Below are 11,944 nucleotides of genomic sequence, written 5' to 3'. Positions count from 1 at the left end.
GGAGTCGCTATGTGGTATTTCACCTGGATTTTGGGCGTACTCTTGGCCTGTTCTTTCGGTATTATCAACGCCCTCTGGCTTGAAAACACTGAAAATATGGACCGAAGGTCAGATGAAGAATAAGCGCCTGTAATATCACAAACCCCGCCCTGTGCGGGGTTTGTTTTTTTGTAAGCTGCGATATGCTGGCGTTGTTATCCATCTGTCCCTTGTGAGTTTTGTTGCATGACCGCGATTACCAATGCCGCCAATCTTGGTCCAAAATCTGCTCAGTGGCTGGCTAAGATTGGGATTACTGAGCTTGAACAGGTGAGGGCGCTTGGCAGCATAGAGGTGATGCTGCGGCTTAAAGGTGCCGGTATTCCGGTGAGTTTGAATCTGCTTTATGCCCTCGAAGGTGCCCTTGAAGGGCGGCACTGGCAGGAAATAAAGTGTGAGCGAAAGGCAGAACTCATCGTGATGTGGGATGCGGCGCTGAGTCAGCACAGGCTTTGGCAGAGCAGGGATTGATAGGCCCGCAACAGGAAAAAAGCCGCCCGGGGGCGGCTTTTGCGCTGCTGAACTTTACTAGGTTCTGAACACCTCAACCTGCTTCTTCAGCTCAGCAGCGAGACTGCCAAGCTTGTCCGCACTCATCACAGTTTCACTTGCACGGGTTTCACCTTCCCTGGCAAGGTCGCTTATCAGGTGCAGATTGTGGGTAATGTCTTCTGCGACCGTACTTTGCTGATGAGTGGCGCTGGCAATACTGGCCGACACTGTTGCCAAATCACCGATGCGGCGGGTAATACTTTCAAGTTCCTGGCCTGTGGTACTGCCCTGGCCTGCACAGGACTGACCGAGTTGATGGGCCTCATTAATTTGACTCGCAGTCGCGCGCACCTTTTGCTGCAGATTGCTGATGGTCTGGCTGATTTCGGCAATCGATGACTGAGTACGGCTCGCCAGGGTGCGTACTTCATCCGCTACCACCGCAAAGCCGCGTCCCTGCTCGCCGGCGCGTGCCGCTTCAATGGCGGCGTTCAGCGCCAGTAAGTTTGTTTGCTCGGCGATGCTGTTAATTACTTCAGTCACCCGACTGATGGCTTCGCTCTCCCGGGCTACGTCTTCCACAGCAGCATGACTGGTGGCAAGCCGTTCACTCAGTATTTCCAGATCTTTTACCATACCATTGAGCATACGCTGGCCATCTGTTGCTGCCGCGTCGACCCTTTGGCTCTGGTTAGCACCTTCAGAGGCGTGTTCCGCAACGTCACGGATAGAAGTAGACATTTCCTCAATGGCGGTGGCGATTTGGTCGGTTTGGGTCATCAGGGCGACAGCTTCCTCGCCGTTCTGGTGTGCGATGTATCGGGATTCTTCGGCGATGTTACCCAGAGTTTGTACCGAGGATTTAAGCGATCCAATCAGCGTTTTTAAATTAGCGGCCATGGTGGCGACGCTGCCGCGGATATGCTGCACTTCGTTCTGGGTGCTTTCGGTGCAGGTTTGCCAACATTGATCAAGTTCACCACGACCAAGGCCCTGCAGTTGCTGCTTAAGCTCGGTAAGGGGCCGCAATGCCCGCACCAGCACCCAGGACAGACACAGGGTAATCAACAAAATGCCGCCAGTTGAGAGCAGGGCATTGGTTTTCAACAGGCTGATGCTTTCTTCATGCAGCTCTGCGGTGGGCACAGTGGCCAGCAGTCGCCATTGCCAGCCGGGCACCTCCCGCAGGATCAGGAAGCGCGGTTTTCCCTGATTGTCGGTGAAGGCGGCTCCTTCAGACGAGCTTGGCAGCTCAGCCGGTGACAGGCCATCGAGCAGGGCGGTATTCAGCGGGCTGCCACTATTTGCGCCAGCGGCAAATATCACCTCATCCTTCTGGTTTATCAGCATAAAGTGGCCGCTGGTTTCTACTTTGAGTCTGGAAACAGCAACACGCAGTGCTTTAAGAGAATCAGTGATGTCGAAGCCAATATAAAGTACCGCAACGACTTCGCCGCCGCGGTCACGCACGGCGCGGTAGTTGGTCATATAGTCGCGACCAAAGAGATTGGCATAGCCTTCATAGCTGCCGCCGGACATCAGTAGCTGATAGGCGGGATGACTTTTACCAAGATAAGTGCCGAGAGCACGACTGCCATCAGCCTTTTTCAGTGAAGTGGAAATGCGCAGAAAATCATCGCCGTCACGGACAAACACAGTGGCTGAGCCGCCGGTGAGGTTGGCATAGCGGTCAACCTTACTTTTGGTGGCATTGATTTGTTCTTTTTCGTGCATCAGCACCGGAGTGTCCTTGCCCAAAACCTTAACTGTGCGGTCTGGTTTATGGAAATTGCCCGGATACATTTCCCGCAGCACGTCGGCGTTACGGCGGGCGAGGGCGGCCAGACTTTGGTACTGCAGCGCCAGCATATCGGTTACCGCATCGGATTTGGCCGACATGGCGGCCATCCCCTTTCTTTCCAGGGTGCTGGAAGCACTCTGATAGGCGATAACTCCCAATAAACTGAATACCAGAAAGGTGAGTACTGTGGTGAGCACGCCTATCTGTTTTGCCAGTGACCATTGGTTGTAGTTCATTGTTTTTCCTTAAGGTCCGGTAGGGTTCCCAAATTTACCGTACTGGCATCAGCGAAAAATTGACCAGCATCCAACTCTTCCGATTCTGCTGTTAACCAATTTAAAACATATTGTATACAAAATAATGTATGTGATATAAACGTTGTGCATTTTGTATCCGGTGTACCGGACATAACAACAACGACTAGGGAGAGAAAACGTGAAACAGAGCAAACTGGCACTGAGTCTGGCGCTGATTTTTGGGGCGCCAACCTTTATCGCAGCCGCTGAAGAGGCCTTGGATGAGAACAAGGTGGAGCGCATTGCCGTCACTGGCTCCAACCTCAAGCGCATCGATATGGAGGGAGCCACCCCCATTACTACCATTACCGCAGAAGAGCTGGCCAAATCAGGTTTTGCCACTGTGGGTGATGCCCTCAGAAGTTCAAACCTCAATGCCTTCGGTTCCTGGGGCGGCGGCTCGAACAACGGCTGGGGCTCACAGGCCACGGTACAGTTGAAGGGGGCTTCGGCGTTTCACACTCTGACGCTGCTCGATGGCAAGCGTATGGCAAAGTCACCTGTGATGGATGGCGGCGCAGCCAACATCAACACCATTCCCATGGCGGCGGTTGAGCGCATTGAAATTCTGACTGATGGTGCCTCAGCCATCTATGGCACCGACGCCATTGCCGGGGTAGTGAACATCATCCTAAAGAAAGATTTTGAGGGTATTCAGCTGGATGGACGTATGGACCGCCCCGTTCAGGACGGCGGTGAGTCATCCAACTTGTCTTTCACCGGTGGCCTGAGTTCAGATAAAGGTCATCTGGTGTTTACATTCGAACATTATGAAGTCGCGCCCATCATGCAGTCTGAGCGCTGGTATACTCAGCCGTTCCTCAAAGAGGGCGGTAATCCTAATGACTATCAGGATTGGGTCAATATCAGTCCAACCGGCCGCACCCTGACTCAGGGGAGTGCCGGTGGCTGGGTTTATTCTGCACCCTTTGCCAATGCCGACAGAAGCTGCGCCGATGTGTATGGCGACAAGTTTTTGGGTGTGCTGGATGACTCAGACTATCCCGGCGACACCCTGTGCGCCTTCGACTACACCAAGGCAGCGGCCACCAGTGTGAATGCCCGCCGCGATAACACCCTGCTGCATTACAGTTACGATCTGACCGCTGAAATACAGTTTACCGCCCGCGCTTACTGGGCTGCCAACGAGACGCTTGATATTTCCGCGCCTGTGCCCTCGTGGATCTCCATTCCTCAGGGCTTGCCAGCCTACACCACAGCCGATGGGCTGCAGTTGGTGGAGCTGGTTGCCGACCCTGATGCCGGGATGAACTTCCGTTTCGACACCGCAGGTGACCGATTGGCTGAGCACCACGACAACATTTATGACTATATGTTGGCTCTGAATGGCAACCATGAAAGCTTTGCCTGGGATTTGGCGGTGAACTATAACAAGTACGCCAACTTTACCTGGGGTACCGGCTATCAGCTTAAAGGCGCCACCACCGATTTGGTAGGCCACTGGGATACAGCCAGCAACAGCTTTGTAGGCTGGGACCCCCGCGATCCGAATTCTTCAATGCCCGGCGGCGCCACCGCCAACTATGATAAGCGCATGACTGCGACTTATCTGGATATTTCAGGCGGTGTGTCCGTAGACCTGTTTGATTTGCCAGGCGGAACGTCGGCCATGTACGTGGGCGGCTCTTACCGTGAGGAAAGCCTGGACTCCAAGGTGGATGCATTGGCAGAAGCCGGGCACATTGTTGGCGGCAACGGTGGCAGCGGTGGTCAGGGCGAGCGTGATGTCAAAGCGCTGTATGCCGAATGGGTGCTGCCGCTGCTCGACAGTGTGGAGCTGAACCTGGCTGGTCGTTACGATGACTACTCCGACTTCGGTGGCACTTTCAACCCACAGGTTTCCTTGCGCTACAAGCCAATCGATGCGCTGCTGCTGCGTACCTCATGGGGCACGGGTTTCCGCGCACCGACTCTGTCAGATCTCTATCAGGGAACCTCTGAAGGCTTTGGTAATATTACCAACTACCTGAACTGTTACAGCAATGGCGAGGACATTGACTCCTGTGCCCGCCGCGACTACGCGCCAACCCGCACCGGCGGTAACCCAGACCTGGAAGCCGAAGAGTCTGAATCACTGAACTTTGGTCTGGTATGGAACATCACCGACGATATCAGCTTCAGTGCAGACTACTGGGAGCTGGAAACCACCAACCTGATTGAAGAACTGTCGGCCAGTGAAATTGTCCGCACCCAGGCCAAACTTTGGGAAGCGGCAGACGCCTTGGGTGTGCCTCGTCCCGATGTGTCCAGTGTGTACGCCGGGACCTCGATTTCTCAGAAGGGTAATGGCCGTATCGACTATGTTGACAGTCAGAAGCTGAACCTGGGTCTGTCTGAGCGTGCTGGTCTGGATATCAAGGCCGATGCCCGCTTCGATACCGAATTCGGTGAGTTCAAGCTGGGCATGGGCTGGTCACACTACTTTAAGTACAAGTCCACCTATGCCGATGCCGGGGTACAGGTGTTGGGTGACGATCTGGCTGGCCGCGAAGGTGTGCCGGAAGACCGCCTTAATCTGACTCTGGATTACAGCTTCGGCGATCACGCTGTGAACTACTATGGTAACTTCGTGGGCAGCCAGCAGAGCTGGGATTATCTCGATGGCAGCGAAGAACTGTATGAACTCGACAGCCTCTGGACTCATAACCTCAGCTATACCTATAACCTGCCATGGAACAACAGCCTGTCAGTGGGTGTGACCAACCTGACTGATGAAGATCCCGTGTTCGCCTATGACGGTACTTACAACGGTAACCTGTACGACATCCGTGGCCGTACCTACTGGGCTTCGTTCCGTCAGTCATTCTGATAAGGCGTTCGCCTGAACTGTCTCACAGGGCGCCCTAAGGGGCGTCTTTTTATTTGCGAAACCACCAATGGGGTATTACCTTGAATGAGTTGTGCAAAAAATGGCCAGTCTGTTTGGGGCTGGCTTCTTACCCATTCAAGTCTCACGGAGGTTAACATGCTGGGAGAAAACCACCTGCTATCCAATGAGTTTCCGCAGTACAGCGATCTGATCCAAAGCCTCAAGGCCAATGACAGCGACTTTAACTCCAAGGCCAGACGTTACCATGAACTGGACCACAAGATCCGCGGTTTGGAGGTCAACAAGGTGCCCACCACGGACGAACATTTTTCAGCGCTCAAAATTGAACGCGCTGAGCTCAAAGACCATATCTACCACGCCCTTAAGGCTCACGCCGGTTGAGGACACCCCTGCGGCTGTGACGTTTTTTGCATCAGCAGCCGGTACATCACTGGCACCCACAACAGCGACAACATGGTTGTTAATGCCGTGCCCCCCGCAATCGCCACCGCGAAGGGGGGCCAAAACCCTCCTCCGGCAATGATAAGCGGTAAAAAGCCGCCCACAGTGGTAATGGTGGTGGAGGTGATATGACGGGTACAGCTTGCCACTGTTTTTACCAGCGTTTCCGGGCTCATGGCGCGCTTTTCGGGCACATCCTCGAGTTCAGCCAAAATCACAATGGCGGCGTTGATTGCCAGCCCCATCAAACCAAGCAAACCTATGATGACCGTAAATCCAAAAGGATAATCAAAAAGATATACCGCAAGCAGCCCAAGCCCTGCCGATTGTGCGGCGCTCAGCAATATGATGCCGGTGAGCCGGAATGAGTTGAAACTCAGCACCACAGTGGCCAGCAGCAGTGTTATCACCAAGGCCACCGACGACAGCAGATTACCCACGGCTTCGTTACGTTTGGCGCTCTCGCCGCCCACCTCGATATGGTAGCCGGGGGGCAGGGGCAGGGCGTCCACCTCCTGCTGCACTTCTCTCAGTACCTTGGCTGGCAGCACGCCGGTTTGGATATAGGCCTCAATGGTGTTGACACGCTGACCGTTGCGCCTTGGGATGGCGCCGCGGCTGACGCTGATTTGCGCCTCAGACAGGGCTGAGAGCGGAATGCCGCGCCCGGACTGAGACACAAGCTCAATGGCGCCAAGTCGGCCTTGCTGTTCACGCATGCTGTCATCAAGACGCACCCGTACCGGCAGCGATTCGGTCTGCTCAAGGATACTGCCGCCGCTGCGACCTGTGGTGGCCATTTGCACCTGATTGGCAATATCACTCAGCGACAGGCCGCTCATCATGGACGCGTCTTCATCCACCGCCAGTTTTACCTTGGGCGCACCCGGACTTAAGGTGGCGCGGGTATGAATAACGTCGCTGTGGCGCACCAGAACCGAGCGCACCTCGTCACCCAGGCGTTTAAGCTCTTCAAGGGACGGGCCATAAATCAGCAGTTCGACCGGCGCGTTGAAGGGCGGGCCCTGTTCGAGTTTGCGCACCAGCAGCTGGGCTTCGGGAAAGTCCAGATCCAGTTTTCGCTGCAGTTTGGGGATAAGCTCGTTGGCGGTCTCGAAATCCTTTACCTTCACCATGGCCTGGGCATAGTTTGCGGCGCCTTGCTGACGCTGGGTAATGTTGTAGTAAAACGAGGGAATATTACCGCCCACCACCCAGTCGATGCGCTCTATGCCCTCGGTTTGCTCAAGCTGTTTGTCCATGGCCGCTATGGTGGTCTGAGTGCGCTCGAGACTCACCTGGGATGCCATATACACTTCGATTTGGAACATGTCCCTGTCCGATGGCGGAAAAAACTGCTCTGTCATGCGGCCCGCCGCTATAAAGCCGAGCAGCGGCAGCAGACCAATCAGCAGTGCGCTCTTGATGGGGCTTTGCAGCAGTTTGCTGAGCAACGCCTCGTAGGCGGCCGCAAGCTTTGGCATCCGTACCCCGTGGGCGCGCCAGTCGTGGCCTTCGGTGGCGGGGCTGAAGCGACCGGCAAGCCCGGCAATCAGGGTGTGGGAGATAAGGTACGAGCCCACCAGCGCAAACATCACCGAAATCGCGATGCCGCCCACGAACTCACCGGCGGCGCCCGGCATCAATACAATGGGGGCGAAGGCCAGAATGGTGGTGAGGGTCGAGCCTGCCAGTGGCAACCACAGGTGTTTCAGGGTGTTGGAGACGGCTTCGAGGCGGCTTTGGCCTGCCTGCCGGCGCTGGGAAATCGCATCGACAATCACGATGGCGTTATCCACCATGATCCCGAGTGCCACCACCAGGCCTGTTACCGACATCTGGTGTATTGGCAAGCCCACGGCACGCATACAGGCCAGAGTGAACAGGGCCGTCAAAGGCAGTGACAGCGCCACCACCAATGCGTTACGGGTGCCCAGGGTCAGCATCAGCACCAGCAGAATGAGCACAAAGCCCTGCAACAGGTTAATGGCCAGTTCGCCAAGGCGGCTGCTGGTATAGCTTTCCTGCTCGAACAGCCACTGCACCTCAATATTGCCGGGCATTCCGGATTCAAGCTCGGCTACTGTGGTACGCACCTGTGCCAGCCACTTATCGACCCGGGTGTTGTTGAGCATGCGGGCGCTGACCATCAGCCCCCGTTCTCCGGCCAGCAGCGCCACACTGTCAGGGGGCGTTTTGTATTGGCGCGAGACATTGGCCACATCGCCAAGGCGGATGATCTGCCCGGTGCCATCGATTTTCAGCGGCACCTGACGGATACGGGTTTGCGAATCAAGCTCGCCTGACACTTCCACCAACGCCCGGAAATGGGCGTTGTGGATTTCACCGGCGGAGATTTTACTGTCGGCGGCGGCAAGAATACGGGCGATGGCGCCGGGCGTGAGGTCCAGCTGATTGATTTTATTGCCATCTAGTTCAACCAGAATTTCCTCTGTCGGCGCACCGTACAGGCGGGCAAAGTCGGTGCCCGGCAACAGCCGCAAGCGGCTTTGCAGCTCCTTGGCGTAACGGCCGAGGATATCGACCCTGGGCTCGCCACCACCGCGCCAGGCCAGTCCCAAAATAACGGTATTGGCGTAACCAATCTGGTCATCCAGGGTGGGGGATATGACCCCATCCGGCAGCGACTGGCGCGCATCGGCCATCAGATCACGGGCGCGGGACCAGACGGGGTCGGTCAGGTCGATTTCATCTTTCAGCTCCAACTGGATAACCGAGATGCCCGGCCGCGAAGTGGACTGGATAAGCTTGAGCTCCTCAAGGCGGCGCAGCTGATTTTCCAGCACTTCAGTCACCAGCGCCTCAACCCGCTCGGCGGAAGCGCCCGGGTAGTGGGTGATAACCGACGCGTATCTGTTGGTGATATGGGGGTCTTCCATGCGGGGCAGGGCCGACAGCGCTCCGAGACCAGCAACCATCAGCAGGGCGATAAAAAGCGCCGCCAGACGGCCGTTTTCAACAAATGCCTTGACCATGGCTTACCTCGTCGCGACCTGAGTGGAAGGGCGAACCTGTTCACCGACCACGAGTTTATGCAGCCCTTGGGTGACAATCTGGTCGCCCTCGGCGAGCGCCCCGGTGAGGAAGGCCCTGTCTTTGTCGGTGTAGAGGATTTCCACATCGCGCCGCTCAATCACAAACTCGCCCTGACCTTGTTCGACCACCACATAGAGGTTCCAAAGGCCACGCAGGCCGTCGGTAAGTGCAGACACAGGCACCCAGAAGCCGGGTTTATCCACTTGCTGGCGATGGCTTAGGTAAATGATTTCGCCGTTCAGTACCTGGCTGTCGGCCGGCATGGAGAGGCGAATTTCCACGGTGCGGGTCACCGGATTGATGGCAGGACTGATGCCTTCAATCTGCGCTCTGAGGTGACGGCTGCCGGTGCGAAGCTCCACCCACTGGCCTTGGCTCAGGCTGCGGGCAACGTCCGCCGGCACCCCAACATGGCCCTGGGGCGCACTGTTTTCTACCAGAGTGAACACCGGCTGCCCCAGTGGAACCACTTCGCCGAGGTTAAAGCTGCGCTGACTGATGCTGCCATCGAAGGGCGCCAGCAGCCGCGATTTTTCCTGCTTGAGACTGTTGGCATAAAGGCTGGCATTGAGGCGCTCGCGCGCACCTTCGAGACTGCCAAGTTTGCCTTGTAATTCATCCAGTTGCTGCACCGAGGCGTAGCCTTGTTTTTTCAGCTCCTGACTGCGCTTTAAGGTAGAGCGGGCCAGATTGAGATCGGCACTGTTTTGCGCCAGTGCCGCTTCCAGTTCACGCTGCTCGGCAACCAGCAAACTGGTGTCCAGGGTGGCAAGCAGTTGGCCCTTGCTGACCTGATTGCCGCTGTCGGCCAGCAGGCTGCTGAGTTTACCGGCAAGCTCAAAACCTACCCCGGTGGTGTTGGCGGCCCGCACTGTGCCACTGAATTCCAGTTGGCGGCTGTAGCCCTGGCTTTGGCTTAGGGATTCGGTGATGACGGTAGGCAGGTGCTTGCTGTCGAGCGGGACGGCATCCTTGTCCTGACAGGCGCCAATCAAGCCCAGCCCCAAAAGGAGCGGCAAGGCCTTAATCCATGGTTGGCGATTCACTCTGTTCATGGCAGTGTCCTGGCTGTAGGTTAAAAAGTGGTTAAACTGGACTGTCTAGTCTATTTTGGTAAAACTGGACTGTCTAGTCTATTTTATGCTTAAATTAAGCGAATTTTTTGACAGGCTGCCGACGATTGCGGTGGCCGGAACCTATGGATAATGTCCCATGATATCCAGCCAAACCGTTAGTCTCAGCCGCAGTGAGCAAAAACGTGCCGCCATCCTTGAAGCGGCCATCAGCCTTTTTTGCGGTCAGGGGTTTCCCAATACCAGTATGGACGAGGTGGCCAAAAAGGCCGGAGTCTCCAAGCAGACCGTCTATTCTCATTTTGGTAACAAAGACGAGCTGTTTGTGGCGTCCATCGAGTCCAAATGCGTGATGCACGATATCACTCCGGACATGCTGGCAGATGTGGTGCATCCCGAGCGGGTGCTGACGCAGTTTGCTGCCCGCTTTGGTGCCATGATTGTCAGTGAAGAAGCGCTGACGGTGTACCGTGCCTGTGTGTCTCAGGCCGACACCCACCCTGAAGTGTCAAAGCTGTATTTTGCCGGTGGCCCAAGTGTGATGCTGGCGCTGCTGAGTGACTACTTCCGCCGGGTCGAGGCCGAGGGTAAATACCGCTTTGGCGATACCCGCCATGCCGCCATTCGTCTGTGTCTGATGCTGTTTGGTGAGCGTCGACTCAGGCTTGAATTGGGTATGCCGGTTGACGACAGCGACGAAGAGCGCAGTCGCTATCTGGAAGATACCATCAGCATGTTTCTGCGTGCGGCAAGGGTTTGATCCAAACCGCTGCTCCGTACGTACTGGACATTACTTTTATTGAGGAGTCAGGGATGCGCTGCGTAAATTCATTAAACCGCTTTAGTCGCTTGGCCACGGTAGTACTGTCCGTCACTGCAGCCAGTGTGGCGTTGCCCGCGCTTGCCGATGGCAAGCCGTCTCCCTTTTCACTTCAGGCGGCCTGGGTGTCTACCGATAAGGCCGATGTGGGGGATGCAACCCTGGGCCGCAATCTGTATATGTTTGACGCCAAAGGCAGTTATGCGCTTTCCCGTCAATGGTCAATTGGTTGGGGCCTTGGCTACGATGTGCTGGATTACAGCTGGCGCACCGCCGATGGCAAGCTGCTTGGCGGCGCTGCCAGTCCCTGGAGTTCGATTAATCGCTACAATGTATCGCTGAATATTGGTTATCGAACCGGTAACTGGCTGTTTGGTTTCAGCCCCATGTTGCAATATGCCTGGGCTGATACGGCATCCTCTTCCGATGCCCGCAGCTGGGGGCTGGTGGCCAGTGCCATGCACCGATTTGACGATGGTAATCTGCTCGGGCTTGGGGCGATTTACCTGGATGACATCGGGGAAACCCGCGCGCTGCCGTTTCTGGCGGTGCGCTGGCAACTGACGGATTCACTGACCCTTGCCAACCCCTTTGACGCCGGATTCAGTGGTCCCGCCGGGCTTGAACTCAGTTATCGATTCAACCCCAGGTGGGAGCTTGGCCTTGGCAGCTCCCGCCGTAGTCAGCGTCTGCTGCTGAATGACGATGGTCAAACGGTGGAAATCGATGAATGGGTGTCGTTTTTGCGCCTTGGCTGGCAACTGGGGCAGAAGGTGAGCCTGAATGCCTACGCTGGCTACATGTTTGGCGGTGAAATGGAACTTGGCAGCGGCGAGCGAGAGGACCTGTCGGCCGAAGGCGCCGGCGCCATTGCTTTCAATGTGGCATTTTAACCAGCGTTGATCACCGTTATCCATTTAAAAAGGGACCTTCAGGTCCCTTTTTCGTTTTTGCAGCGGCGTTATTGCAGCGCCATCAAAGCCCCAGCATTTCTTGCTTCAGACTTTTTTGGGCGGGTTTGTCGCCAAGCCAGATATTCAACAGTGCTCTGGCAAAGTCGGTATCACCGATTTT

At 56.0% G+C, this 11,944-nt stretch carries 10 protein-coding genes; 6 read left to right on the top strand and 4 right to left on the bottom strand.

From position 1 onward, the window contains the following. The first annotated feature begins 9 nt into the window (after nucleotides 1-9). Together cydX and ABYK60_RS03135 are read left to right on the top strand one after the other, a co-directional pair. Nucleotides 10-123 (top strand): cytochrome bd-I oxidase subunit CydX, encoded by a 114-nt coding sequence (cydX, locus tag ABYK60_RS03140; protein WP_372870474.1) that lies wholly within the window; start codon nucleotides 10-12, stop codon nucleotides 121-123. A gap of 102 nt (nucleotides 124-225) precedes the next feature. Further along, nucleotides 226-510: a TfoX/Sxy family protein gene (locus ABYK60_RS03135; protein WP_372870473.1), complete on the top strand. Its 285-nt coding sequence runs from the start codon at nucleotides 226-228 to the stop codon at nucleotides 508-510. Between the two features lie 57 nt (nucleotides 511-567). On the opposite strand, the gene ABYK60_RS03130 is transcribed toward ABYK60_RS03135, so the two are convergent. After that, the gene (locus ABYK60_RS03130; protein WP_372870472.1) at nucleotides 568-2,568 is read right to left on the bottom strand and encodes a methyl-accepting chemotaxis protein; all 2,001 of its coding nucleotides are present in this window, start codon (nucleotides 2,566-2,568) and stop codon (nucleotides 568-570) included. 199 nt (nucleotides 2,569-2,767) lie between these two features. On the opposite strand from ABYK60_RS03130, the gene ABYK60_RS03125 reads away from it, so the two are divergent. Together ABYK60_RS03125 and ABYK60_RS03120 are read left to right on the top strand one after the other, a co-directional pair. Further along, nucleotides 2,768-5,458 carry a TonB-dependent receptor domain-containing protein gene (locus ABYK60_RS03125; protein WP_372870471.1) on the top strand — a complete coding sequence of 897 codons (2,691 nt, stop codon included), beginning with the start codon at nucleotides 2,768-2,770 and terminating at the stop codon, nucleotides 5,456-5,458. 156 nt (nucleotides 5,459-5,614) lie between these two features. Next, nucleotides 5,615-5,860 (top strand): YdcH family protein, encoded by a 246-nt coding sequence (locus ABYK60_RS03120; RefSeq protein ID WP_372870470.1) that lies wholly within the window; start codon nucleotides 5,615-5,617, stop codon nucleotides 5,858-5,860. Here the strand turns inward: ABYK60_RS03120 and ABYK60_RS03115 are convergent. Both ABYK60_RS03115 and ABYK60_RS03110 read right to left on the bottom strand, forming a co-directional pair. Then, the gene (locus ABYK60_RS03115) at nucleotides 5,848-8,916 is read right to left on the bottom strand and encodes an efflux RND transporter permease subunit (protein ID WP_372870469.1); all 3,069 of its coding nucleotides are present in this window, start codon (nucleotides 8,914-8,916) and stop codon (nucleotides 5,848-5,850) included. The genes ABYK60_RS03120 and ABYK60_RS03115 overlap by 13 nt on opposite strands. Nucleotides 8,917-8,919: 3 nt before the next feature. Then, the gene (locus ABYK60_RS03110) at nucleotides 8,920-10,032 is read right to left on the bottom strand and encodes an efflux RND transporter periplasmic adaptor subunit (protein WP_372870468.1); all 1,113 of its coding nucleotides are present in this window, start codon (nucleotides 10,030-10,032) and stop codon (nucleotides 8,920-8,922) included. 157 nt (nucleotides 10,033-10,189) lie between these two features. Between ABYK60_RS03110 and ABYK60_RS03105 the strand changes: the two genes are divergently transcribed. Next, nucleotides 10,190-10,810, top strand: a complete 621-nt coding sequence (locus ABYK60_RS03105) for a TetR/AcrR family transcriptional regulator (RefSeq protein ID WP_372870467.1) — start codon at nucleotides 10,190-10,192, stop codon at nucleotides 10,808-10,810. Nucleotides 10,811-10,863: 53 nt separating this feature from the next. Continuing rightward, nucleotides 10,864-11,763, top strand: a complete 900-nt coding sequence (locus ABYK60_RS03100; protein WP_372870465.1) for a DUF6268 family outer membrane beta-barrel protein — start codon at nucleotides 10,864-10,866, stop codon at nucleotides 11,761-11,763. A gap of 82 nt (nucleotides 11,764-11,845) precedes the next feature. Here ABYK60_RS03100 and ABYK60_RS03095 read toward each other — a convergent pair whose 3' ends face one another. Then, nucleotides 11,846-11,941, bottom strand: coding sequence for a chalcone isomerase family protein (locus ABYK60_RS03095; RefSeq protein WP_372870530.1), 96 nt, complete (start codon nucleotides 11,939-11,941; stop codon nucleotides 11,846-11,848). Nucleotides 11,942-11,944: the final 3 nt, after the last annotated feature.

It is taken from the genome of Shewanella sp. (assembly GCF_041630135.1).
Classification (GTDB): Bacteria; Pseudomonadota; Gammaproteobacteria; order Enterobacterales; family Shewanellaceae; genus Shewanella.
Note: the sequence above shows the minus strand (reverse complement) of the source record. Positions and strands in the feature narration are given on the sequence as shown.